A 23,650-nucleotide genomic window follows, 5' to 3' on the forward strand; every position below is an offset into this window, starting at 1 on the left:
CCGGTGGGGGCTCCGGTGGTGACGGGGCCGCCGCCGAGCAGACGGCGTACCTGCCCCCGTACCCGGGGCCGGCCGACCCCCGGGCGCAGCAGCAGCAGCAGGCGCAGCCGGTCGCGCCCGATGGGTGGTTCCGCGAGGAGGCCGCGCCGGCGCCCGCGCCCGCCGAGCGGCAACAGTCGCAGCAGGACTGGGGCGCCCCGCAGGCCGCTCCGTGGGCCGCCGACCCGCGCACGTCCGGCGGGACCGGCTTCGGCGCCGGTGGGGGCTCCGGTGGTGACGGGGCCGCCGCCGAGCAGACGGCGTACCTGCCCCCGTACCCGGGGCCGGCCGACCCCCGGGCGCAGCAGCAGCAACAGGCGCAGCCGGTCGCGCCCGATGGGTGGTTCCGCGAGGAGGCCGCCCCCGCGGCCGCCCCGCAGCAGCCCCGGCACGCCGGGCCGCGCCATGCGCAGCCCCGGCCGGCGGAGCCGCAGCCCTGGGACGCCGAGTCCACCGCGTACCTCCCGCCCCAGCCCCCCGCACCGGCCCCCGACGCCGCCGCGGAGCAGACGGCGTACCTGCCGCCGGTTCGTGAGGGTGCCGCGGAGCAGACGGCGTACCTGCCGCCGGTTCGTGAGGGTGCCGCTGAGCAGACGGCGTATCTGCCGCCGGTTCGTGAGGGTGCCGCCGAGCAGACGGCGTACCTGCCGCCCTACCCGGGGCCCGGGGCCGCCGGGGCGGCTCCCGCGGCTCCCGCGGCCGGGCCCGTACCGGCGGCCGGGGGGCCCGCCGCCGACTACTCCCCCCCGACCCTGGGCGGCAACACCATCCGCGCCGTCGACCCCGCCCAGGCCCGCGCCGAGGGCCGTTCGCCGATCATCGACCCCGGTCCGCAGCCGGCCGTACTGACCGCCGCCCTCGGGCTGCTGCTGGCCGTGGCCGCCGCGTTCGGGGACTTCGCCCTGCTGCTCCCGCTGATCGCCCTCCAGGCCCTCACCGCGGCCGGTTGGTTCCGCCTGAACGGCATGTGGCCCGCCCGTCAGGGCATCGCCCTCGCCTTCCTCGGAGCCCTCGTCGCGGACGCGGCGGTGCTCGCCGTCGACAGCACGTACGGGCCCGGCGCGATCATCGGCACCCTCGGCGCCTGGGTGCTGCTCACGCTGGTCCTCCAGCTGCGCAGCCACGCGGACCCCGACGAGCGGATGTACGGGCTGATGGCGTCGGTGGCCTCCGCCGCCCTGGCCATCGCCTGCGCGGGCTTCCTCGCGGCCGACGGCGAGGCCGTCGGCGTGGGCGCCGCGGCCGTCGCCGTGGCCGTGTTCACGCGCGCGCTGCCGCTGCCCACCCTGCCCTCCGTCGCCGTGTCGCTGGGCGCGGCCGCGGGCGCCGGCATCGCGGTCGGCACCGTCACCGGCACCGGCGCGGGCGGGGCCCTGATCGGCCTGGTCGCCGGGGTCTGTGCGCTGATCGGCCTGCGGGTGGCGGCGTACGACTACCCGTCGAAGTTCGTCCACATGACGGCCGGTGTCGCGCTGCCGCTGGCCGTCGCGGCGCCCGCCGTCTACCTGATCGGCCGGGTCGTGGGCTGACCGGCCGGGGCCGACCACCGGCCCGGGGGCGCTCGCACACGGCCCCCGCGGCCGGTCATGGTCCACTAGAACGCACGTACCGACTAGTAGGGGGAGGGCACGTGCGTTTCCTGCGCGTCGTCTTGATCATCGGAGTGGTCCTGGGGGCCTTGTTCGTGGGCGCGGACCGCTGGGCGGTCGGCTACGCCGAGGAGCGGCTGGCCGAGCGCATCCAGGCGCGGCAGGGGGCCGGCGGCAAGGCGGAGGTCGAGATAGAGGGCTTCCCGTTCCTGACGCAGGCCCTCAGCCACGACCTGGAGCGGGTCAACCTGAAGCTGACCGGCGTCGAGGCCACCGCGGACGGCCGCAAGACGCGCCTCTCGCAGATCGACGCGAGCTTCCACGAGGTGAAGCTGAACGGGGACTACACCGGCGGCACCGCCCGCCGGGCCGAGGGCACCGCGCTGACCTCCTGGGCGGACCTCACCCAGGCCTCCCAGAACGGCGTGGTCCTGACCTACGGCGGAACCCCCGGCAAGGTCAAGGTCACCGCGACGCTGGAGTTCCTCGGCCAGTCCCTGACCCGGCACGTGGTGTCGACCGTGACCCTCGTCGACGCGAAGGACGGCAAGGGCAAGATCGTCCGGGTGCGCGCCGACGAGGTCCCCGGCGAGGGGATCCCCGGGATCGAGCGCGAGGTCCGCAAGCGCACCGACTTCGACCGGACCGTGGACGGAGGCCTGCCCGCCGGGCTCGGCCTGTCCGCGCTGACCGCCGACGAGGCCGGTGTGCACCTCACGCTGACCGGCACGAACGTGTCGCTGGCCGGATCGTGAGACAGCCCGGTCCGATCCGCAGATGAACGGGTCGTACGAGGAGCCCCGGGGGCCGCGCGGCGGCCCGCCGGGGCTCTCTCGTCCCATCATTCGGACGATCCTGTCTCGACATATGACACACCGGTGACAGGGCGGCCGATTCGTCCCTACGATCCCTACCTATGAAGCATCAGCAGGCGGACCTCACGAAGCGGCGGGCAGTAGACCTGTGTCGCGTCGCCGCCATGCTCTGTCGCTCCATGTAGCGGTGTGAGCCTTCCGCTCCACCGGCCGGACGACGGCCCTTCAGTCGCGTGACCGCACCTGCCTCCCGCCCCCTGACGCCTCCCCGCGCAGGGTCCGGGCGTGACACCCGGAACGGCGCGCACCCGCACTGCCAGCCCCGCAGCAGCACCCGCACCACCCCGCCGCACACTGCCCCGGAGGAGAACATCATGAGCCGCAGCGACGTCCTCGTAGACGCCGACTGGGTCGAGGCCCACCTGAACGACGCCGACGTCGTCATCGTCGAGGTGGACGAGGACACGTCCGCCTACGACAAGAACCACATCACCAACGCCGTCCGGATCGACTGGAAGAGCGACCTCCAGGACCCGGTCCGCCGTGACTTCGTGGACCAGGAGGGCTTCGAGAAGCTCCTCTCCGCCAAGGGCATCTCCAACGACGACACCGTCGTCCTCTACGGCGGCAACAACAACTGGTTCGCGTCCTACGCCTACTGGTACTTCAAGCTCTACGGCCACCAGGACGTCCGCCTGCTCGACGGCGGCCGCAAGAAGTGGGAGCTCGACTCCCGCGACCTGGTCGACGGCAAGGACGTCCCCAACCGCCCGGCCACCTCCTACAAGGCCAAGGCCCAGGACACCTCCATCCGTGCCTTCCGTGACGACGCCGTCGCCGCGATCGGCACGAAGAACCTGGTCGACGTCCGCTCGCCCGACGAGTTCTCCGGCAAGCTGCTCGCGCCGGCGCACCTCCCGCAGGAGCAGTCGCAGCGCCCGGGCCACATCCCGAGCGCCCGCAACATCCCGTGGTCGAAGAACGCCAACGACGACGGCACCTTCAAGTCGGACGAGGAGCTGACCGCCCTCTACCAGGCCGAGCAGGTCGATCTGGCGAAGGACACCATCGCCTACTGCCGCATCGGTGAGCGCTCCGCCCTCACGTGGTTCGTGCTGCACGAGCTCCTCGGCCAGGAGAACGTCAAGAACTACGACGGCTCGTGGACCGAGTACGGCTCGCTGGTCGGCGTGCCGATCGAGCTCGGCCCCAACAAGTAGCCCGGCCGGCCGGCGGCCGGCCGGTCGGCAACCCTGCCGGGCACGCAGGGGCACCCGTAGCCAGTAGCAGTACGACCTCTCCAGGACAGGACAGAGAACATGTGTGGAGCACAGATCGGCGGGCCCGACCTCGCGACGCTGAAGCCCGGTGAGACGGCCATCCAGGGCCAGATCACCCAGGGCGGCGAGCCGGTGTCCGGCTACGTCCGCCTGCTGGACTCGACCGGCGAGTTCACCGCCGAGGTCCCGACCTCGGCGACCGGCCAGTTCCGCTTCTACGCGGCCACCGGCTCCTGGACCCTGCGCGCGCTCGTGCCGGGCGGCACGGCCGACCGCGACGTCGTGGTCGCCGAGGCCGGCGGCGTGACGGACGTGGCGATCGCGGTCTGAGCACCGCACACCGCAGCGACGATTGACCGGCCGAAGGGCCGCACCCCCGGGGGTTGGACGCCACTGGAACGGGGTGCGGCCCTTCGCGCCGTCCGGAGCGTCCGGTCGGGGTCGTTCGGGGTCGTGCGGGTCGGCGCGGACCTACCCTGGAGGTATGTACGCCCGGCGCCGACGCGCCTACTTCCTGCTCATGGGCGGATGCCTGTTCCTGTTCGTCTCCGCCTGGTCCTTCGTGCGCCTGTGGTCGGTGGAGGCCGCGGTGGCCCTCTGCGTGGTCGCCATGGTGATCCCGCCGATCGCCGCGATGGTCGCCAACCGGCGCGGACCCGACGACCGCTGGTGGGACGATCCCTCCGGCGATCGGAAGTCGGACGAATGGTGGGACGAATTGGACGGAAAGCGGCGCCGGGACGAAGGAAACCCGCCTATATAAAAACGTAATAAGGGTTCGGTACAACTACTTCCGGTCGGGGTCCGTCTTGGCTGTGCGTGGGTGCACCACCCGGCGCCTCCAGTCCTGCGGGGGGGACCTCCCTTGGAAAAAGAACAGACCGTGCCTGAGCCGCCCATACCGGCGGAGAAGACGCCGGAATCGGGCACTGCGGAATTTCCGGCCGTGACATCGGATGCCGCTCGCGCCGAGATCGCCCCGATTCGTCGGCGGCGCGGGCGCACGACGCTCCTGATCGCCGCCGCCGTCGTCCTCGGTACCCTGGCCGGCACGGTCACCGGTTACGCGATCCAGTACCACCGCGAACCGACCCCCCTGCCCCCGCTGGCCCTGCGGCAGGTGAACACCCCGAAGCCGCTGGCCGCGGACGGCGCGACGACGCTCAAGTCCGTCAACGCCAACCGCTGGCACAAGACCGACGGCGACCTGACGGAGCTGCTCCTGGAGCCGCCGCCGGGCGCGAAGGTCGAGGAATCGCCGGGCTACGAGTCGCTCGACTTCTTCGCGGCCGACCACGACAACCCGGAAGAGGCCCTGCGGGATTTCGTCACGGGCGGCCTCCGCAGAATCGCGCTGACCTCGTGGTCCACGAACGACCGTTACCACGTCACCGTCCGGCTCATCCAGTTCAGGGATCGCGAAGGCGCGGACGAGTACCAGCAGGGTTACAGCGCGGGCATGCCGAGCGCGAGGCGAGCCGGCAATCCCGGTGTGTCCATTCCCGGAGTGCCCGACGACCTCGGTCACGCCTGGGTGGACTCGAAGGCGCAGCAGGAGCCCGGCTACGAGCCGTACCGCAGCTCGCGCGCCCTCGTGCGGCGCGGTGACGTGCTCCTGGAGATCTTCTACGACGACAACCGGGGCGGGAACATCGCCGAATCGAACGTCGTCGACCTGGCCAAGCGACAGCTGGAGCGACTGTGACCGAGCCGACGAACGACACGACGACGGTCCCGGCCGGCCCCGCCGCCCCCGCGGCGACGGAGCCCGGACCGGCCCCGGCCACGGTGGCCGCCCCCGACGCCCCGGCCGGGAGTCGCGTCCAGGTGGGCCCGCTGGTGGTCGGCGTGCTCAGCCTGGCCGTTCTGGTGGGCTCAGGGGTCTGGGCGTCCGCCACCGTCGACGACGCCGACCGCAGCGCGCCCACCGCCTACTGGGCGGCCGCCGGCGAGGAGCCGCAGGAGGTACCCGAGCCGCCGAACGTGCCCGCCAACGCGGTGTCCGCCAAGCTGCTCCCGGTGCCCGCGAGCTTCGAACTCGGCCCGGACCTCGGGGCCGAGGGCAACGACTTCGTCGTGTCCGGGGACAAGGCCGTCGAGGGGCTCAAGGAGATCCGCAAGGGCCTGTCCACCTCGGAGCGCAAGAAGCGCGACGAGGCGCTGGCCGAACTCGACCTCAAGGGCCAGGCGGGACGCACCTACACGAAGTGGGCCGGGAACCTGGTCGTGGAGGTCAGGATCCTGCAGGCCGACCCGAAGGCCGTGAACTCCTTCGCCGGGGCCTCGAAGTCCTTCCTGGAGTTCGTCGCCGACAAGCGAGAGGCGCCGAAGGTGGACGGTTACCCGGACGCCAAGTGCGCGCTGGTGGCCGTCGGCGAGGAGAAGAAGGAAAAGATCGAGTCCCTGTACTGCGTCGCGGTCGAGGGCGACGTGATGGTCGACTTGCGCGCCTACGGTCCCAAGTCCGGCTTCTACGCCACCGACGCGGTCGACCTCCTCAAGAACCAGCTGCGCCACCTCAAGTCCCCGGGGGAGTCCGCGTGACCGAGCAGCACACCGCCCCGGCGGAAACGTCCCCGCAGCCCGCCCCGGCGCCCGCCGCCCCCGTGGCCCCGACCCCGACGGACGCGCCCCCCGCGCCCCCCAAGGACCGCCGCAAGCTGTTCGCGGTGCTGCGGTGGAGCGCCGCCGTCCTCGTGTTCGCGGCCGCCGGATCGGGGGCCGCGTACGCGCTCCTCCAGCCCGAGCGCACCGATCTCCCCGGGCTCGCCACCCTCGACGACGGCCGCTGGGAGTACCCGGCGCCGGCCCGGCCCACCCTGCCGCCGGGTGCCCCGCTGCCCTTCGCCAAGGACAACGAGGACGGCACCCACTACGCCGGCCTGACCCAGCTGCTGCTGCCCCCGCCGAAGGGCTCCGTACCGGACCCCGGGCTGAAGCTGGAGAAGGACTCCGTCGTCACCGTGGACACCCTCATGGAGGAGTACGAGGGCACCGCGCGCGCGAAGCTGAAGGAGGGGCTGGTCAACGAGGGCCTGCGCCAGATCGTGGGCCGCGGCTGGACCACCCCCGACGGCACCCGCACCCGCGTCTACCTGCTGCGGTTCCACTCCTCGGGCTTCGCGGACACCTTCGAGGGCTGCGGCGCCGACATGAACCTGAACGGCGTCAACCGCATCGAGGTGGACGAGGTCTGGGGCAAGGTCAAGGTCGACCAGAAGGCACCCGACACCACCGGTGTGACCGTGATGGAGGAATCCGCCCCGGTCGGCGACGAACAGGTCCGGGCCGCCTGCGTGCAGTCCGGTGACGTCCAGGCCGTGATCCTGCAGACCCGCAAGGGAGCGGTGCCAGCCGTCCCGCTCCACCAGACGGTGATCCTCCAGCACCAGCTGCTCGGCTGACCCGCCGGACGGCGTACGGCCCACCTCGCAGAGTGCGCCGGTCCCCGGGCCAGTAGGCTTGGGGACCGGCCCGTACCCCGCCATCGAATCCTCCCGAGGAGCACCCCGTGCTTGAGGCAGTCTTCACCTCCCTGCTGGTCCTGGTCTGCGTCGGCGTCATGGCCTTCACGGTCCTGGCCGTCAAGAAGCTGTACCAGGGTCAGCGCTGAGCTTCCGCGCAGTCGACCACCCCGGACCCCCTCGAACAGATCGCCTGAGCAGCCAACCATGATCCAGATCCCCTCCGACCTGAACCCCGGCCTCGTCCCCCTCGCCTTCCTCCTCGGAAACTGGGAGGGCGCGGGCGTCTTCGACTTCCCCGGCGAGGAGAAGTGCAACTTCGGCCAGGAAGTCGTCTTCAGCCACGACGGCCGGGACTTCCTGGAGTACACCTCCCACACGTGGGTCCTCGACGCCGAGGGCAACAAGGTGCGCCCGCTGGAGTCCGAGTCGGGCTACTGGCGCATCGACGCGGACCGCAAGGTCGAGATCGTCATGGTCCGTGACCAGGGCGTCGTCGAGGTCTGGTACGGCGACCTCGCGCACCAGAAGCCGCAGATCGACGTCGTCACCGACGCGGTGGCCCGCACGGCCGCTTCCGGCCCGTACAGCGGCGGCAAGCGCCTCTACGGGTACGTGAAGAGCGACCTCATGTGGGTCGGCGAGAAGGCCACGCCCGACGTCGAGCTGCGCCCGTACATGTCGGCCCAGCTCAAGAAGGTCGTCACCCCGGAGGAGATCGCCGACATGGCGCGCAACCTGCCGGAGCTCCCGGAGGACGGCATCGCCTTCTTCCGCTGAGCCGACCGGCCGGCCACCGCCGAGCCGACGGGGCAGCTCCGCCGGGCCGAGGGCCGGGCGGACGGTCGTACGAAACGAAGGGGACCGCGGACTCGACCGCGGTCCCCTTCGCGCGCTTACACTGGCCGGGTGGTGAGCACCGACTGGAAGAGCGACCTGCGGCAGCGCGGATACCGGCTGACACCGCAGCGACAGCTTGTGCTGGAGGCGGTCGACGCCCTGGAGCACGCCACCCCCGACGAGATCCTCGTCGAGGTGCGCAGGACGGCCTCCGGGGTGAACATCTCGACGGTCTACCGGACCCTGGAGCTCCTGGAGGAGCTGGGCCTGGTCTCGCACGCGCACCTCGGGCACGGCGCCCCCACCTACCACCTCGCCGACCGGCACCACCACATCCACTTGGTGTGCCGGGACTGCACCGAGGTCATCGAGGCCGACCTGGACGTCGCCGCCGAGTTCACGGCGAAGCTGCGGGCCGACTTCGGCTTCGAGACCGACATGAAGCACTTCGCGATCTTCGGGCTGTGCGCGGAGTGCGCCGCCCGCCGCGCGGCGGACACCCGCCCCGAGCTGCCCTGACCCGGGGGAGCGCCCCGGGGGCCGCGCCGCCGGGGTCGTACGCTTGGTGGCATGACCAGCAGCCCCTTGCTCCATCTCCCCGGCGCCGTACAGGCCGAAGGCCGTGACGAGGGCGTCGCCGCCCACTACGGAGAGCTCTACGGCGAACAGCGCTCCCTCGCCGACGGCCGAGGCTTCGTCGACCTCTCCCACCGCGGTGTCGTCACCGTCACCGGGGCGGACCGGCTCGGCTGGCTGCACCTGCTGATCACCCAGCACGTCGCCGACCTCCCCGCCGGACAGGCCACCGAGGCGCTGATCCTCTCCGCGAACGGGCACATCGAGCACGCCCTCTACCTCGTCGACGACGGGGAGACGGTCTGGGCGCACGTCGAGCCCGGCACCCAGGAGGCCCTGATCGGCTACCTGGAGGCGATGAAGTTCTTCTACCGCGTCGAAGTCGCCGACCGCACCGCCGACTTCGCCGTCGTCCACCTCCCGGCCGGTTCGATCGCCGAGGTCGCCAAGGACCTCGCCGTGCGCGAGACCCCGTACGGCCGCGAGGTGTTCCTCCCCCGCGCCGAGCTGGAGGCCTTCGCCGCCGCGCACGGCCCGGCCGCCGGCCTGCTCGCCTACGAGGCCCTGCGCGTCGAGGCGCACCGCCCGCGCGTCGGCCTGGAGACCGACCACCGCACCATCCCGCACGAACTGGGCTGGATCGGCACCGCCGTCCACCTGCAGAAGGGCTGCTACCGGGGACAGGAGACCGTCGCCCGCGTCCACAACCTGGGGAAGCCGCCGCGCCGGCTGGTCTTCCTGCACCTGGACGGCTCCGAGGTGCTGCTCCCCGCGCACGGCACGCCCGTACGGCTCGCCGCGGACGGGGAGGAGGGCCGTCGGCTCGGCTTCGTGACCACCGCCGTGCGCCACCACGAACTGGGGCCGATCGCCCTCGCCCTGGTCAAGCGGAACGTCCCCGTGGACGCGCCGCTGCTGGTGGGGACCACCGCCGCCGCGCAGGAGGTCGTCGTGGCGCCGTAGCGTTCCGGCGCCGATCGGGCGGGACGTCCTAGATGTCGATGACGATGGTGAACGGGCCGTGGTTGGTGAGCGAGACGCGCATGTCCGCGCCGAACCGGCCCGTCTCCACCGTCGCGCCCAGCGACCGCAGTTGCGCCACGACCTCGTCGACCAGCGGCTCGGCGACCGGGCCGGGCGCGGCCGCGTTCCAGGTGGGGCGGCGGCCCTTGCGGGCGTCCCCGTAGAGCGTGAACTGGGAGATCACCAACAGTGGGGCGCCGATGTCGCTGCACGACTTCTCCGCCTCCAGGATCCGTACGGACCACAGTTTGCGCGCCAGCAGCGCCGCCTTCTCCGGAGTGTCGTCGTGGGTCACCCCCACCAGGACGCACAGTCCCTCGCCGACGATCTCGCCGACCGTCTCACCGGCCACGACCACGCTCGCGCCGTCCACCCTCTGCACCACTGCTCGCATACCACCTGTGTACCAGGCGTGCACCCGTCCGGGGCCGATCGGGTGCAGTGGGACTGCGTCGACGCCACGGAGAGTGGCACGATGCACGCAGGCGGTGCCCCCAGCACCGGTCGAGGGGACGGATACGAACGATGAACACCTCTGGTACCTCCGCACCTGCACCCGCGTCACCCGCGTCACCCGCCACCGGGCGCCCGCCCGCACAGCGCACCGGCGAAGCCCCGGGCCCGGGCCCGCTGGCCGGCGCGGCCACCGCCCTCGGCCTGCCGGAGCTGCGCGCGCTGCGCCGCGACGCGCAGCGCGACGAGGCCGACCTGAGCTACGTACGCAGACTCCTGCAGGGCCGCATCGACATCCTGCGCGCCGAACTCGCCCGCCGCACGGACCCCGAGGCGCCGGTGGTGGACCGGCTCTCCGAGATCCTCGCCGACGCGCCGTCCAGCCGCAGGCCCTCCGCCCGCCACGTCACCCTCGGGACCCCGCACAACGAGGAGTTCCGGCTGCTGGCCGCCGAGATGCTCTCCGAGGTCGAACTGTCCGACCTGGACGCCCGCACCGACGCGGAACTGCACGACGCGATGGGCCGGCTGGTCCGCTACGAGCAGCAGGTCTCGCGGCGCCGGCAGCAGCTCCAGCGGCTGGCGGACGACTCCAGCGCGGAGATCACCCGCCGCTACCGGGAGGGCGAGGCACAGGTGGACGACCTGCTGGCCTAGCGACCCGCTGCCGGACGGGGTGCGCGGGCAGCGATCGCGGGCGGCGGGAAAATCGGGCGACCAGGGCCGTACGGACGATTAGCGTGAGCCGTTATGAGCGCTGACGTCCGCCCGATCACCGAGTCCGAGATCCCCGACTGGATGCGGGCCCTGAACACCGGCTTCCTGACCGCGACCCCGGTCACGGACTCCGACGTGGCCCAACGGACCGAGGGCAGCGACCTCGCCCGCCTTCAGGGCGCCTTCGACCCGGACACCGGCCGCTGCGTCGCGAGCTTCCGGTCCTTCACGCAGGAGCTGACCGTCCCCGGCGGGGCCCTCGTCGCGTGCAGTGCGGTCTCCTCCGTCGCCGTACTGCCCACCCACCGCCGCCAGGGCCTGCTGACCCGGATGATGGCCGCCGAGCTGGCGGCCTCCCGGGAGCGCGGTGACGTCCTGGCCACCCTGATCGCCGCCGAGTACCCGATCTACGGGCGCTACGGCTTCGGCCCCGCGACCTCCCTCGCCGAGTGGGAGATCGACGTGCCGCGCACCGGCCTCGACCGCCGCCGGCCGGTCCCCGCCGACGGCGGCCGGATAGACCTGGTGGACGCCGCCGAGGTCCGGCGGATCGGCCCCGCGCTGCACGAGCGGCTGCGGGCCGTCGTGCCCGGCCTGGTCGACCGGGACGCGCGCTGGTGGGACGTGGCGACGGGCGTGCGGGCGATGTCGCACTCCCCGTACAAGGACAAGTTCCACGCGGTGTACCGCAGCGCCGACGGTGAGACCGCCGGTCTGGTGATCTACGGCGTCGACGAGCACTGGACCGACGCGAAGACCCCGCAGAACACCCTGCGCGTGCGCGACCTGATCGCGCTGACCCCCGGGGCCGAGCGGGCGCTGTGGCACTTCCTGTGTTCCGTCGACTGGGTCACCAAGGTCCGCACCGGCTACCGCGCCCCCGACGACCTCCTCCCGCAGCTGCTGCCCGACCCGCGCGCGGCCGCGCTGGTGACCGCATCCGACTTCCTGTGGGTGCGGGTGCTGGACGTCGCACGGGCGCTGGCCGCGCGGACGTACGAGGTCCCCGGCGCGTTCGTCCTGGAGGTCACCGACCCCGACGGCCCGGCGGAGGGCCGCTACCGCCTCGACGCGGGCGCCGGCACCTGTTCCCGTACGGAGGAGCCCGCCGACCTGCGGCTCGACGCGGCCGCGCTCGGCGCCCTCTACCTCGGCGACGCCTCGGCGGTACGGCTGGCGGCGCTGGGCGGGGTGAGCGAACTGCGGCCCGGGGCGGTGGCCCTCGCCGACACGGTGTTCCGCACCGCGCGGCGGCCGTGGTGCCCGGACGTCTTCTGACGGCCCGGGGCGCGTCGCCCGTCCCCACCGACTGCCGACCACCGACCACCGATCTCCGACTGCTGACGACCGAAGAGGACCGAATCACCCGTGGCATCGATCGTGGAACGCCTGCGCGCGGCCGGCTGCGTCTTCGCGGAGGAGGAGGCGGACCTGCTGGTCTCGGCCGCCACCGACGACGGACACCTGGCCGGCATGGTCGCCCGCCGGGTCGCCGGGGAACCGCTGGAGCACGTCGTGGGCTGGGCGGAGTTCGGCGGGCTGCGCGTGTGGGTCGGCGCGGGGGCTTTCGTGCCGCGCCGGCGCACCGAGTTCCTGGTGCGGGAGGCGGTCGGGCTGACCCGGCCCGGAGCGGTCGTACTGGACCTGTGCTGCGGGGTCGGCGCCCTCGGCGCGGCGGTGGCCTCCCAGGTCCACGGCGGCGTCGAACTGCACGCCGCCGACATCGACCCGGCCGCGCTGGAGTACGCGCGGCGCAACGTGGCCCCGTACGGGGGCTCGGTCTGGCAGGGCGACCTGTACGCGGCGCTCCCGGCGGAGCTGCGCGGGCGGGTGGACGTGCTGGTGGTCAACGCCCCGTACGTGCCGACGGAGGAGATCGGCTTCATGCCGCCGGAGGCCCGCGACCACGAGCCGCTCGTCTCCCTCGACGGGGGCGCGGACGGCCTGGACGTCCACCGGCGGGTCGCCGCCGAGGCCGTGCGGTGGCTGGCCCCGGGCGGACACCTGCTGATCGAGACCAGCGCCCGGCAGTCGCCGGTGACGGCCTCCGCCCTGACGGCGGGCGGCCTCGCGGTCCGGGCGGTCACCTCGGAGGAGCTGTACGCGACGGTGGTGATCGGGCGGGCGCCGGTGGGGTAGCGCGCCGAGCCGACCGGGGCCCGCCGCCGCGTCCGCTTCCGGACGCGGCGGCGGTGGGCTCGGCGTCGGGGGTGCCCCCGGCGGTTCCTCAGCGGCGGCCCAGGACCTCGGCGATCCGGACGAACCCGTCCGTCCCGTGGCCCGGCCCGACCGTGCGGCGGGCCATGCCCTCGGCCCGGGCGACCGCCAGGGCGTGCGCCCAGCCGGCCGTGGCCGTCCAGAAGACGTCCAGCAGCGCGATGTCGTACGCCGCCGCGCGGCCGGTGTCCGCTCCGAGGTGGGTGTGGGCGCCACCCAACGTGTCGAGCACCGGGCGCAGTTCCTCGTACAGGTCCTGCGGGCCGCCGTGCAGGAACACCGCGTGGTCCGTGCCGATGGTGGCGTTCGGCGTCATGACCGCCCCGTCCAGGTGGCGGACGCCGTGCCGCTCCGCCCACCGCGCGGTGTCCCGGGCCCGGTCGGGGGTGTCGGCGGTCAGGACGCCCCGGCTCCGGGTGGCGGCGCAACCGGCGCACCCGGCGGACGGCCCCCTGGGGAAGGGCCGTCGCCGGTGGGATCGCGGGTCGGTTACCGCGTGCGGGGCTGGTTGAAGCGGAGCATGTTGCCGGCCGGGTCGCGGAAGGCGCAGTCGCGGACCCCGTACGGCTGGTCGACCGGCTCCTGGAGCACCTCGCCGCCGGCGGCCCGGACCCGTTCGAAGGTGGCGTCGACGTCGTCGGTGGCGAAGATGACGCCCCGCAGCATGCCCTTGGCCAGCAGCTCCGCCATGGCCTGCTTGTCGGTGGCGGAGGCGTTGGGATCGGCGAGCGGCGGTTCGAGGACGATCTCCACGTCCGGCTGCGCGGGGGACCCGACGGTCACCCACCGCATTCCCTCGAAGCCGACGTCGTTGCGGACCTCCATGCCGAGGACGTCACGGTAGAAGGCGAGCGCCTTGTCGTGGTCGTCGACGGCGATGAAGCACTGCGAGAGCTTGATGGTCATGCCCTCGACGTTACGAGCCGTCGCCCGTTCCCGCTTCTCCGTTCCTGACCGGTTCCGGTTTGCTGACCGGTTCCGGTTTGCTGACCGGTTCCGGTTTCCCGATCGGTTCCGGTTTCCTGAGCGGACGGGTGGACACCTTGGCCACGCAGGCGGGGATCGCGGCGCCCGCCGCGTGGCAGCGGGCCCGGTACGCGCTCGGCGTCTCGCCGACCAGCTCGGTGAAGCGCGAGCTGAACGACCCGAGCGAGGTGCAGCCGACCTCGAAGCAGACCTCCGTCACGTTCAGGTCCCCGCGCCGCAGCAGCGCCTTCGCCCGCTCGATGCGGCGCGTCATCAGGTACCCGTACGGCGTCTCCCCGTAGGCGGCCCGAAAGCTGCGGGAGAAGTGCCCGGAGGACATCAGGGCGACCCGCGCCAGCGCCGGCACGTCGAGCGGCCGCGCGTAGTCCCGGTCCATCGCGTCCCGAGCCCGCCGCAGCCGTACGAGATCCTCCAGGTTCACGCCCCCAGCATCCCACGGGCGGCATGCCACGAACCCTGCGCCGGCCGGGGGTGCGCGCTTTTGCAAGCGGTTGCTTGCAAAAGTTAGCAGGGTGCGGCAGGATCGGGGCATGGCATCGCTCAACGTCGGAAACCTCGGCGAATACCTCCGCGACCAGCGGCGGCAGGCTCAACTGTCCCTGCGGCAGCTGGCCGACGCGGCGGGGGTGTCGAATCCGTACCTGAGCCAGATCGAGCGCGGGCTGCGCAAGCCGAGCGCGGACATCCTCCAGCAGCTGGCCAAGGCGCTGCGGATCTCCGCGGAGACGCTGTACGTGCAGGCCGGAATCCTGGACGAGCGGGATCGCGACGAGGTGGAGACGCGTGCCGCCATCCTCTCCGACCCGTCGATCAACGAGCGGCAGAAGCAGGTGCTGCTCCAGATCTACGACTCGTTCCGCAAGGAGAACGCGCTGGACGCCGAGGCGGCCGCCGACGCCGCCCCCGGCCCGACCGCGGACTCCGGTGCCATTGCCGACGACGGGGACCTGCCCCCTACGAACCGACTGTGATCCGGGAGGACCAGCACATGGCCATCGCCGATGACCTGAAGAAGACCCTCACCGACCCGACCCCCCTCTACTTCGCCGCGGGCACCGCCGACCTGGCCGTACAGCAGGCCAAGAAGGTGCCCGGCCTCATCGAGCAGCTGCGCGCCGAGGCCCCCGCGCGGATCGACGCCGTCGTGAACACCGACCCCAAGGTCGTCCAGGGGAAGGCCAAGGAGGCGCAGGAGGCGGTCACCGCCAAGGTCGCCGAGGTCCTCGGGTCGATCGACCCGAAGAAGCTGGGCGAGACCGCCCAGGACCTGGCGCTGCGCGGCGTCGGCGTGGCCGCCGAGTACGCGGTGCGCGCCAAGGAGACCTACGACAAGGTCGCCGAGCACGGCGAGCAGGCCGTACGGGCGTGGCGCGGCGAGATCTCCGACGACATCGTGGACCTGGCCGACGTCGTGGAGCCCGACCCGAAGCCGAAGCCCGCCCAGGAGTCCGGCGCCGGGGCCACCGAGGCCGCTGCCTCCGACGCCCAGGCCACCGACGCGGCGGCCGCCGAGGCCGCGGATGGTTCCGCCGAGGCGAAGCCGGCGGCGCGGAAGACCACGGCGCGCAAGAGCACGGCCAAGAAGGCCGCCGCCACGACCGGCGGCGAGGCCTGATCGACGGATCGGACCGGGCACCTGAGCGGTGCCCGGTTCGTTCTCGTTTGGGAAGACGGCTCCGGCGGTAGCGTGGAGACAGGCGTGCCGGACGGGACAGAGGGCGGTTGAGACGATGCTGATGCAGGGGTTCGACAACGGGGTGCTCCCGCTGTTCGGCTACGCCATGCTGGCGCTCGCCGTCGTGGCGTTCGTCATGGCCGCGGTGCCGAGCGCGCAGGCCTACACGGCGGCCGACAAGCAGACCAAGACCTTCTGGCTGGTCATCCTCGGCGTCACCGTGGTGGTGGACTTCTTCCTCGCGATGCTGTTCCTGCAGATCGCGGGCCTGGTGGCCACCATCGTCTTCTTCGTCGACGTCCGGCCGGCGCTCAAGCAGATCACGGGCGGCGGCGGCAAGCGCCGCGGCAGCAGCAGCGACGGCCCGTACGGGCCCTACAACGGCGGCCGGTAGTCCCGAGTGGTGGGCACCGGCCGGCGGGCGTCGCCGGCCGGGTTCCGGCTCAGCCCGCGTTGCGGGAGAGCAGGACCACGGCGACGTCGTCGGTGAGTTCGCCGCCGTTGAGGCGGCGGGCCTCCGTGACGGAAGCCTCCAGGAGTGCCTCGCCGGTCAGTCCCCGGTCCAGGTGACGGTTGATCATCTCGACCATGCCGTCCTGCCCGAGGCGCTCCTTGCCCTCGCCGATGTGGCCCTCGATCAGGCCGTCGGTGTAGAGCATCAGGCTCCAGGTGCCGCCCAGTTCGACCTGGCGGCGGGGCCAGCGGGCCCGGGGCAGCAGGCCGAGCGCCGGGCCGCTGTTCTCGTACGGCAGGAGCCGCGCCGGTTGGCCCGGCCGGGATATCAGCGGGGCCGGGTGCCCGGCCAGGCACAGGCCGGCGCGGCGGCCGTCCGGGGCGATGTCGACCGTGCACAGCGTCGCGAAGATCTCCTCGCAGGGGCGCTCGACTTCGAGCACTTCCTGGAGCGTGGAGAGCAGGTCGTCCCCGCACAGGCCGGCCAGGGTCAGGGCGCGCCAGGCGATGCGCAGCTCGACGCCGAGGGCCGCCTCGTCCGGGCCGTGGCCGCAGACGTCGCCGATCATCGCGTGGACGGTGCCGTCGGGGGTGCGGACCGTGTCGTAGAAGTCCCCGCCGAGCAGGGCCCGACTGCGGCCCGGTCGGTAGCGGGCGGCGAAGCGGAGGTCCGAGCCCTCCAGGAGGGGCGTGGGGAGCAGACCGCGTTCCAGGCGGGCGTTCTCCTGGGCCCGCAGTTTCGATTCTGCAAGTTTGTACTGGGCGATGTCCGCCCGCTTTCTCTCCACGGCGTAGCGGATGGCGCGGCTGAGCAGCCGGCCGTCGAGCTCGTCGCGGAAGAGGAAGTCCTGGGCGCCGACGCGGACCGCCTCGGCGGCGCGTTCGGCGTCGGACTCCGAGGTCAGTACGAGGACCGCGTGGCGCGGGGCCAGCCGCAGCACCTGGCGCAGGGTCGCGAGACCGTCCTCGGTGTCGGCGCCCGTGCCCGTGCCCGCGCCGGGGAGGGAGAGGTCGAGCAGGACGCAGTGCACGTCGGGGGTGAGCAGTCGCGCGGCCTCGGTGAGGTTGCGGGCGCTGCGCAGCCGGATGCGGTGGCCGTCGGCGTCGAGGATCTCGGGAACGGTGAGGCCGCCCGCGGGGTCGTCCTCGATCACCAGCAGGGTCAGTGACGTCTGGGGTGCCGGGGCGGGTGCGGGTACGGATGCGGTGGCCGGAACGGGGGCGGGGCCCGGTCCGGGTGTCGCGGGGGTGACGGAAAGAACCGCCGGACCGCTCTCCACGGGCGGGGTGTCCCGCTGCCGCGGTACGGGTACGGACATCGTCTCCGGTTCCTTCCCTCCCCCCGAGGGTGCGCTCATGGGCCGACCCTAGCGGGAGGGTGGCGACGAACGGAATGCCGGTTGGGGGGAGGGCCTCCGTCATATGCCGTTATCGCGGGGGATAAGCGGGCCGATGGATGACCAACGTCACGGAACCCCCACAACCCGGTCCCGCTCACCGGGACCCCGCGCCCCACCGCCGAAGCCCGTGCCGGACCCCTGTACGTGACGTCGCGCACCCCGCCCCCGCCCCCGCCCCACCGCCGTCCCACGTGACGCTGCACACCTCCGCCCCGCCGGGCCGCGCCCGCGGGCTTCTCCGGTCCGGCGCCGCCGACGGCCGCGTGTGGGCCGCGGTGACTCCGCCCCCACGACCCGAGCCCGCCCGCGGCCCCGCCCGGGACCCGAATCCGCCCGGCCGGGGCCTACGCGTCGGGGCGGACCACGGCCTTGATCGGCATCGAGCCGACGCCCGCCATCGTCACGCTCCGGCCGGGGCGGGGCGAGTGGACCATCGCGCCGTCCCCGACGTACATCGCGACGTGGCTCGCGTCGTCCCAGTAGATGATCAGGTCACCCGGTCGTATGTCCTTCATCGCCACCTTCGGCAGCAGCCGCAACTGCTCCTGCGAGGTGCGCGGGATGGCCTTGCCGGCCGCCAGCCAGGCCTGCGAGGTCAGGCCGGAGCAGTCGTATGAGTTCGGCCCGGTGGCGCCCCACACGTACGGCTTGCCCATCTGCGCCGTCGCGAACTGCACCGCCCGCTTGCCGGCGTCCGTCGCCGACCCCTTCGCTTCCTTCAGCGCGCCCGTCGACAGCCACTGCGTCTGCGCCTTGTACTGGGCTTCCTGCTCCAGCTGGATCAGCCGGGCCTTCTCCTCGGCCTCCAGCTTGTTCTCCAGCTCCTCCGCCGCCTTGATCTTCCCCTCGATCTCCTTCTTGGCGGCCTCCTGCTTGGCCCGGTTCTCCTCCATCTTCTGCCAGAGCGCGCCCGCGTCCTTCGCGTACCGCTCCAAGCCGCTCTGCGTGCGGTTGAGTTCGGACAACAGGTCGGTGGTGGCCTTCTCACCCTGCCGCAACCGGTTCGCCCCGTCGAGGAACTGGCCCGGGCTGTCGCTCAACGCCAGCTGCGCGCCCGGCGGCAGGCCGCCCGAGCGGTACTGGGCGCGCGCCGCGGCGCCCGCGCGGGCCTTCAGGCCGGAGATCCGGTCCTGGCCCGCCACGACCAGCTTCGCGATCTCCACGATCCGCTCGGACTGGGCCTTGGTCTCGCTCTCCGCGAGGTTGTACGCGTCCGTCGCGCTGCCGGCCTGCCGGTACAGCCCCTCTATGTCCTTGCGGGTCTGCTCCAGCGACTTCGCCCCGGGCGCCGGCGTCGGTGCCACGGGCGACCCGGGCGTCGCACCCGGCGCGGGCGGCGCCGGGGACGGGACCGGCGCGGCCGGGGCCGCGTACGCGGTGCCCCCCGCGATCGCGGGGGCCGTCAGTATCGCCATCGCGCACAGCAGTGTCAGGGTCGATGCCCCGTGCCGACGCGACGCTCGCTTCGCGGTCCCCATGGCTCCCCCAGGCGCCCCGAGTCCGACCGGACGACAGGTGCCTCACCCGACATCAGATCTGACTATTCATCAGTAACTTGTCACTGTCTCCGGGATGGTGCCACGACTCGGTGAATTCCAACACCCTTGCGGGTCACGGTCCGATCATGACCGGCCACGCCCCGCCCACCCCTGCCGACTCAACGGGCCGCCCACGGAGCCGGTTCCCCGTCGTACGAGGTTCACCCCATCGCGTGCGCGTCACCCCACCGGGCGCAGCGCCTCCCACCGCACCGTCAGTTCCCCCTGCCGCCAGCGCACCGGGCCGTCCGCCAGCGGCCAGTCCCCGGACAGCGCCCGCGCCGTCCGGATCCACCGCTGCCGCGCCCCGTACGAGGCGTACGGGGCCGCCGCCGCCCACGCCCGGTCGAAGTCCCGCAGGAACGCGTGCACCGGCTCGCCCGGCACGTTCCGGTGGATCAGCGCCTTCGGCAGCCGCTCCGCCAGGTCCGACGGACGCTCCAGGGAGCCCAGCCGCGTAGCGAAGGTCACCGTGCGCGGCCCCTCCGGCCCCAACGCCACCCACACGTGCCGCCGGCCGATCTCGTCGCACGTCCCCTCCACGAGCAGCCCGCCCGGGGCCAACCGCGCGCGGAGCCGCTCCCACACCCGGGCGACCTGCTCCTCGTCGTACTGGCGCAGCACGTTCGCCGCGCGGATCAGCGCCGGGCGCTCGTCCCCGTCCAGCGGCACCTCGAAGCCGCCGTGCCGGAAGCTCAGCCCGTCCCGCTCGTACGGCTTGGCCCCCGCCACCCGCGCGGGCTCGATCTCGATGCCGACCACCCGCACCGCCGGCGCCGCCTCCCGCAGCCGCGCCAGCAGCTCCACCGCCGTCCAGGGGGCCGCCCCGTAGCCGAGGTCCACCGCCACCGGCGCGTCCGCGCGGCGCAGCGCGGCCCCGTGCGACGCCGCGATCCAGCGGTCCATGCGGCGCAGCCGGTTCGGGTTCGTCGTCCCCCGCGTCACGGTGCCCACAGGGCGCCTCGGGGGTGGTGGAGTGCTGCGGGAAGCCATGCGCCGAGCCTAAGCGGAGGGCCCTCGCCGGATAAAAAACCGGCAAACAGCGACGGAAAGTCGGCCCGCCCCGGAATGCGGGCGGCGCCCGTCCGGGTTGCACTCCTTGCAAGGCGCCCCACAGCGCCCCCGCAGCCATGCCGCCCCACGGGGCGGACCGTCCCTCCGGGCCCCGCCCGGTCCGCCACCACCGTCCGTGCGCGTCGTCCCCGCGCGTCGTCCGAGCGAGAGGAACTGCTCCCTTGAGCCAGTACGTGTCCCGTCTCGGCGGCAGCATCAGCGGACGCCTCGCCGCCGCGCGCGGCACCCGCAGCGACGCGCCGCGACTGCGCCTGCCGGCCGTCGGCCACCACCGCAAGCCGCGCCGCGTCGCCATGCTCAGCGTGCACACCTCACCGCTGCACCAGCCCGGCACCGGCGACGCCGGCGGCATGAACGTGTACATCGTCGAGCTGGCCAAGCGCCTCGCCGCGATCAACATCGAGGTCGAGATCTTCACCCGGGCCACCACCGGCGGCCTGCCGCCGGCCGTCGAGCTGGCCCCCGGCGTCCTCGTACGGCACGTCGACGCGGGTCCGTACGAAGGCCTCGCCAAGGAGGAGCTGCCCGCCCAGCTCTGCGCCTTCACCCACGGCGTCATGCAGGCCTGGGCCGGTCACCGACCCGGCTACTACGACCTCGTCCACTCCCACTACTGGCTCTCCGGCCACGTCGGCTGGCTCGCCGCCGAACGCTGGGGCGTCCCCCTCGTGCACGCCATGCACACCATGGCCAAGGTCAAGAACGCCGCGCTCGCCGTCGGCGACACCCCCGAGCCCGCCGCCCGCGTCATCGGCGAGACCCAGATCGTCTCCGCCGCCGACCGCCTCGTCGCGAACACCGCCGAGGAGGCCGACGAACTCGTACGGCACTACGAGGCCGATCCCGGCAAGGTCGCCGTCGTCCACCCCGGCGTCAACCTCGACCGCTTCACCGTCGGCGACGGCCGGGCCGCCGCCCGCGCCCGCCTCGGCCTGCCGCAGGACGCCGTGATCCCCCTGTTCGCCGGCCGCATCCAGCCGCTGAAGGCCCCGGACGTCCTGCTGCGGGCCGTCGCGGAACTGGTCGCCCAGGACCCGTCCCTGCGCCGCCGACTGTTCGTCCCCGTCGTCGGCGGGCCCTCCGGCAGCGGTCTCGCCAAGCCGGAGGGGCTGCAGAAGCTGGCCGCGAAACTCGGCATCACCGACCTCGTGCACTTCCACCCGCCCGTCGACCAGGACCGGCTCGCCGACTGGTTCCGCGCCGCGTCCGTGCTGGTCATGCCGTCCTACAACGAGTCCTTCGGGCTCGTCGCCCTCGAAGCCCAGGCCACCGGTACGCCGGTCCTCGCGGCGGCCGTCGGCGGACTGCCCGTCGCCGTCAACGACGGGGTCACGGGCATCCTCGTCCCCGGCCACGACCCGGTCGACTACGCCCGTGAGCTGCGCCGCTTCATCGACGACCCGGGGCTGGCCGACCGCCTGGGCGGGCAGGCCGCGCGGCACGCGCAGTTCTTCGGCTGGGACACCGCCGCCAGTGGCACCGCCGACGTCTACACCGCCGCCATGCATGATCATCGGCGTCGCGTACGCTCCCACCATGGCTGACACCGCCGCGATCATCGAGAGCGTCCTGACCGACGCCGAGCTGAGCTGGGAGAGCCCGCAACCGGGCTCGTACGTCGTCCGGCTCCCCGGCACGCGCAAGCTGAGCACCACCTGCTCGCTGCGCCTGGGCAAGCACTCCCTCTCCGTCAACGCCTTCGTGATACGCCACCCGGACGAGAACGAGGCCGGCGTCCACCGCTGGCTGCTGGAGCGCAACCTCAAGCTGTACGGGATGGCCTACGCGGTCGACCCGCTCGGCGACGTCTACCTGACGGCCCGCCTCCCGCTGTCCGTGATCACCCCGGACGACCTCGACCGGCTGCTGGGCACCGTCCTGGAGGCCGCCGACGGCGCCTTCAACACCCTGCTGGAGCTGGGCTTCGCGGGCGCGATCCGCCGCGAGTACGAGTGGCGCGTCTCGCGCGGCGAGTCGACCCGCAACCTGGACGCCTTCAAGCACCTGACCCGGCCGTCCCGCGAGGGGTGACGGCGGGGGCGCCGCCCTGACCGGCTACGCCGCCGGCGCCGCCCCGACCGGCTACGCCGCCGGCGCCGTCGCGATCGGCTTCGCGCCGGACGCCCCCGTACCCGCGACCTCGACCGCCACGGTCTCGACCGCGCCGGCCCGCCCGTCCGTGCCGCCGCCGGATTCCGCGTCCGCGTCGTCCGGCAGGTTCCGCATCAGTAGCCAGTACCCCGCCGCGGCCACCGTGCCGAGCACCCCGGTCGACCCCCACAGCCAGTGCGCGCCCAGCCGGTCCAGGACGATCCCGGCCATCAGCGGGGCCACCAGCGAGGCCACCGCCCAGGACATCGTGTACATCCCCTGGTAGCGCCCCCGCCCGTGCACCGGCGACAACCGGACGACGAGTCCCATCTGGGTCGGCGAGTTCACGATCTCCGCCAGCGTCCACACGCACACCGTCAGCGCGTACGCCCACAGCGGCCCGGCGAACGCCGTCATCGCGAACCCGTACCCGGCCAGCAGCGCCGAGACCACCAGCAGCTTGCGCGGGTCCCGGTGCTCGATGAACCGCGTCACCGGGATCTGCAGGATCACGATCAGCAGCCCGTTGACCGCGATGACCAGGCCGTACTCGGCCGGCGAGAACCCGGCCGCGCCCATCGCCGCCGGCAGCCCCACCGAGCCCTGCATGAAGATCAGCGAGATGACGAACGACAGCCCGACGACCCCCATGAACCGCCCGTCCCGCAGCACCGTCCCCAGCCCCACCTCCGGCTCGGGGACGAACCCCTCGCCGTCGGCGTCCGACCCGGGCCGCCGCGCCCGCTCCGGCCGCGACTCCGGCAGCTTCGCGTACACCAGCACCGCGCACGCCAGCGTCAGCGCCGCCTCGCCCAGGAAGCCCGCCAGGTAGCTGTACTGCGCGATCAGCCCCGCCACCGCGGCGCTGATCCCGAAGCCGAGGTTGATCGCCCAGTAGTTCAGCGCGAAGGCCCGTGCCCGGTCCTCGGGTCGGACGATGTCCGCCATCATCGCCGAGACCGCCGGCCGCGAGGCGTTCGACGTCATCCCGACCAGCAGGGCCACCGCCGCGATCGCCGCCGGGCGCTCCATGAACCCCAGCAGCGCCACCGAGAACGCGGTCGACGCCTGCGCCACCAGCAGCGTCGGACGCCGACCCAGCCGGTCGGTCATCACCCCCGCCACCAGTGACGAGATGACGCCGCCGAGCCCGTGCAGGGCGACGACGAGGCCCGCGAAGGTGGCCGAGTAGCCCCGGTCCAACGTCAGGTACAAGGTCATGAAAGTGGCGACGAAGGCCCCGAGCCGATTGACCAGGGTGCTCGCCCACAGCCACCAGAACGCCCTCGGCAGACCCGAGACGCTCTCCCGGGCAGCCCGCCTCAGACTCTCAACGGACATAAGGGTCCCCCCGGGGATGTGTAAGTGTCCCTACTGAGCTCCGCACATTACGATCCAAGATCCCCGGACGGCCACTGA

The 23,650-nt window shown here is 73.1% G+C and carries 27 protein-coding genes and 1 pseudogene; 20 read left to right on the plus strand and 8 right to left on the minus strand.

Annotation, left to right across the window (positions count from 1 at the left end):
- The 12 genes from ACZ4XJ_RS31815 to ygfZ form a co-directional block, all read left to right on the plus strand.
- A partial coding sequence (locus ACZ4XJ_RS31815; protein WP_468498194.1) for a hypothetical protein occupies window positions 1-1,568 on the plus strand: 1,568 nt, incomplete at its 5' end.
- 101 nt (window positions 1,569-1,669) lie between these two features.
- On the plus strand, window positions 1,670-2,383 hold the full coding sequence (locus ACZ4XJ_RS31820; protein ID WP_468498195.1) for an LmeA family phospholipid-binding protein: 714 nt from the start codon (window positions 1,670-1,672) through the stop codon (window positions 2,381-2,383).
- A 161-nt stretch (window positions 2,384-2,544) separates the two neighbouring features.
- Complete coding sequence (locus ACZ4XJ_RS31825; RefSeq protein ID WP_350206375.1) at window positions 2,545-2,628, plus strand: putative leader peptide; 84 nt, start codon at window positions 2,545-2,547, stop codon at window positions 2,626-2,628.
- Window positions 2,629-2,817: 189 nt separating this feature from the next.
- Complete coding sequence (locus ACZ4XJ_RS31830; protein ID WP_362876644.1) at window positions 2,818-3,663, plus strand: sulfurtransferase; 846 nt, start codon at window positions 2,818-2,820, stop codon at window positions 3,661-3,663.
- Between the two features lie 99 nt (window positions 3,664-3,762).
- Complete coding sequence (locus ACZ4XJ_RS31835; RefSeq protein ID WP_468498196.1) at window positions 3,763-4,053, plus strand: DUF1416 domain-containing protein; 291 nt, start codon at window positions 3,763-3,765, stop codon at window positions 4,051-4,053.
- Window positions 4,054-4,207: 154 nt separating this feature from the next.
- On the plus strand, window positions 4,208-4,486 hold the full coding sequence (locus ACZ4XJ_RS31840; protein ID WP_468498197.1) for a DUF3099 domain-containing protein: 279 nt from the start codon (window positions 4,208-4,210) through the stop codon (window positions 4,484-4,486).
- Window positions 4,487-4,669: 183 nt separating this feature from the next.
- Window positions 4,670-5,428 carry a hypothetical protein gene (locus tag ACZ4XJ_RS31845; RefSeq protein ID WP_468498198.1) on the plus strand — a complete coding sequence of 253 codons (759 nt, stop codon included), beginning with the start codon at window positions 4,670-4,672 and terminating at the stop codon, window positions 5,426-5,428.
- The gene (locus tag ACZ4XJ_RS31850) at window positions 5,425-6,267 is read left to right on the plus strand and encodes a hypothetical protein (protein WP_468498199.1); all 843 of its coding nucleotides are present in this window, start codon (window positions 5,425-5,427) and stop codon (window positions 6,265-6,267) included. Before ACZ4XJ_RS31845 ends, ACZ4XJ_RS31850 begins: the two co-directional genes overlap by 4 nt.
- Window positions 6,264-7,127: a hypothetical protein gene (locus tag ACZ4XJ_RS31855; protein WP_468498200.1), complete on the plus strand. Its 864-nt coding sequence runs from the start codon at window positions 6,264-6,266 to the stop codon at window positions 7,125-7,127. Before ACZ4XJ_RS31850 ends, ACZ4XJ_RS31855 begins: the two co-directional genes overlap by 4 nt.
- 267 nt (window positions 7,128-7,394) lie before the next feature.
- Window positions 7,395-7,967, plus strand: coding sequence for a heme-binding beta-barrel domain-containing protein (locus ACZ4XJ_RS31860; RefSeq protein WP_281203667.1), 573 nt, complete (start codon window positions 7,395-7,397; stop codon window positions 7,965-7,967).
- A 129-nt stretch (window positions 7,968-8,096) separates the two neighbouring features.
- Complete coding sequence (locus ACZ4XJ_RS31865; RefSeq protein WP_468498201.1) at window positions 8,097-8,546, plus strand: Fur family transcriptional regulator; 450 nt, start codon at window positions 8,097-8,099, stop codon at window positions 8,544-8,546.
- 51 nt (window positions 8,547-8,597) lie between these two features.
- The gene (gene ygfZ, locus ACZ4XJ_RS31870; RefSeq protein WP_362876651.1) at window positions 8,598-9,566 is read left to right on the plus strand and encodes a CAF17-like 4Fe-4S cluster assembly/insertion protein YgfZ; all 969 of its coding nucleotides are present in this window, start codon (window positions 8,598-8,600) and stop codon (window positions 9,564-9,566) included.
- Window positions 9,567-9,594: 28 nt separating this feature from the next.
- Here the strand turns inward: ygfZ and dtd are convergent, their stop codons facing one another.
- Window positions 9,595-10,020, minus strand: coding sequence for a D-aminoacyl-tRNA deacylase (gene dtd, locus ACZ4XJ_RS31875; protein WP_362876652.1), 426 nt, complete (start codon window positions 10,018-10,020; stop codon window positions 9,595-9,597).
- 131 nt (window positions 10,021-10,151) lie between these two features.
- Here dtd and ACZ4XJ_RS31880 point away from each other — a divergent pair, with 131 nt between their 5' ends.
- From ACZ4XJ_RS31880 to ACZ4XJ_RS31890, 3 genes are all read left to right on the plus strand, one after another.
- The gene (locus ACZ4XJ_RS31880; RefSeq protein WP_362876653.1) at window positions 10,152-10,736 is read left to right on the plus strand and encodes an RsiG family protein; all 585 of its coding nucleotides are present in this window, start codon (window positions 10,152-10,154) and stop codon (window positions 10,734-10,736) included.
- A 93-nt stretch (window positions 10,737-10,829) separates the two neighbouring features.
- Window positions 10,830-12,074: a GNAT family N-acetyltransferase gene (locus tag ACZ4XJ_RS31885; RefSeq protein WP_468498202.1), complete on the plus strand. Its 1,245-nt coding sequence runs from the start codon at window positions 10,830-10,832 to the stop codon at window positions 12,072-12,074.
- A 90-nt stretch (window positions 12,075-12,164) separates the two neighbouring features.
- The gene (locus tag ACZ4XJ_RS31890; protein ID WP_468498203.1) at window positions 12,165-12,935 is read left to right on the plus strand and encodes a putative protein N(5)-glutamine methyltransferase; all 771 of its coding nucleotides are present in this window, start codon (window positions 12,165-12,167) and stop codon (window positions 12,933-12,935) included.
- Between the two features lie 88 nt (window positions 12,936-13,023).
- Here the strand turns inward: ACZ4XJ_RS31890 and ACZ4XJ_RS31895 are convergent.
- The 3 genes and pseudogenes from ACZ4XJ_RS31895 to ACZ4XJ_RS31905 form a co-directional block, all read right to left on the minus strand.
- Window positions 13,024-13,413: pseudogene (locus ACZ4XJ_RS31895) on the minus strand (imine reductase family protein); the annotation flags it as partial.
- 89 nt (window positions 13,414-13,502) lie between these two features.
- Complete coding sequence (locus ACZ4XJ_RS31900; RefSeq protein ID WP_362876656.1) at window positions 13,503-13,919, minus strand: VOC family protein; 417 nt, start codon at window positions 13,917-13,919, stop codon at window positions 13,503-13,505.
- A 10-nt stretch (window positions 13,920-13,929) separates the two neighbouring features.
- Window positions 13,930-14,376: a helix-turn-helix transcriptional regulator gene (locus ACZ4XJ_RS31905; RefSeq protein ID WP_468498234.1), complete on the minus strand. Its 447-nt coding sequence runs from the start codon at window positions 14,374-14,376 to the stop codon at window positions 13,930-13,932.
- Between the two features lie 154 nt (window positions 14,377-14,530).
- Between ACZ4XJ_RS31905 and ACZ4XJ_RS31910 the strand changes: the two genes are divergently transcribed.
- From ACZ4XJ_RS31910 to ACZ4XJ_RS31920, 3 genes are all read left to right on the plus strand, one after another.
- A complete protein-coding gene (locus tag ACZ4XJ_RS31910; RefSeq protein WP_362876657.1) occupies window positions 14,531-14,971 on the plus strand; it encodes a helix-turn-helix domain-containing protein in 441 nt (146 codons plus the stop codon).
- Window positions 14,972-14,988: 17 nt separating this feature from the next.
- Entirely contained in the window at window positions 14,989-15,615 is a 627-nt protein-coding gene (locus ACZ4XJ_RS31915) for a hypothetical protein (protein ID WP_362876658.1), read from the plus strand.
- A gap of 115 nt (window positions 15,616-15,730) precedes the next feature.
- A complete protein-coding gene (locus ACZ4XJ_RS31920) occupies window positions 15,731-16,069 on the plus strand; it encodes a DUF2516 family protein (RefSeq protein ID WP_468498204.1) in 339 nt (112 codons plus the stop codon).
- A gap of 49 nt (window positions 16,070-16,118) precedes the next feature.
- On the opposite strand, the gene ACZ4XJ_RS31925 is transcribed toward ACZ4XJ_RS31920, so the two are convergent.
- From ACZ4XJ_RS31925 to ACZ4XJ_RS31935, 3 genes are all read right to left on the minus strand, one after another.
- Window positions 16,119-17,486 (minus strand): PP2C family protein-serine/threonine phosphatase, encoded by a 1,368-nt coding sequence (locus tag ACZ4XJ_RS31925; protein WP_468498205.1) that lies wholly within the window; start codon window positions 17,484-17,486, stop codon window positions 16,119-16,121.
- A gap of 386 nt (window positions 17,487-17,872) precedes the next feature.
- Entirely contained in the window at window positions 17,873-19,006 is a 1,134-nt protein-coding gene (locus ACZ4XJ_RS31930) for a C40 family peptidase (RefSeq protein ID WP_468498206.1), read from the minus strand.
- Between the two features lie 240 nt (window positions 19,007-19,246).
- On the minus strand, window positions 19,247-20,059 hold the full coding sequence (locus ACZ4XJ_RS31935; protein WP_362876661.1) for a class I SAM-dependent methyltransferase: 813 nt from the start codon (window positions 20,057-20,059) through the stop codon (window positions 19,247-19,249).
- Window positions 20,060-20,301: 242 nt separating this feature from the next.
- Between ACZ4XJ_RS31935 and mshA the strand changes: the two genes are divergently transcribed.
- Window positions 20,302-21,684: a D-inositol-3-phosphate glycosyltransferase gene (gene mshA / locus ACZ4XJ_RS31940; RefSeq protein WP_468498207.1), complete on the plus strand. Its 1,383-nt coding sequence runs from the start codon at window positions 20,302-20,304 to the stop codon at window positions 21,682-21,684.
- Window positions 21,677-22,171, plus strand: a complete 495-nt coding sequence (locus tag ACZ4XJ_RS31945) for a type III secretion system chaperone family protein (RefSeq protein ID WP_362876662.1) — start codon at window positions 21,677-21,679, stop codon at window positions 22,169-22,171. Before mshA ends, ACZ4XJ_RS31945 begins: the two co-directional genes overlap by 8 nt.
- Window positions 22,172-22,222: 51 nt before the next feature.
- On the opposite strand, the gene ACZ4XJ_RS31950 is transcribed toward ACZ4XJ_RS31945, so the two are convergent.
- Window positions 22,223-23,572: an MDR family MFS transporter gene (locus tag ACZ4XJ_RS31950; RefSeq protein ID WP_362876663.1), complete on the minus strand. Its 1,350-nt coding sequence runs from the start codon at window positions 23,570-23,572 to the stop codon at window positions 22,223-22,225.
- Window positions 23,573-23,650: the final 78 nt, after the last annotated feature.

The organism is Streptomyces sp. NPDC029836 (assembly GCF_055574495.1).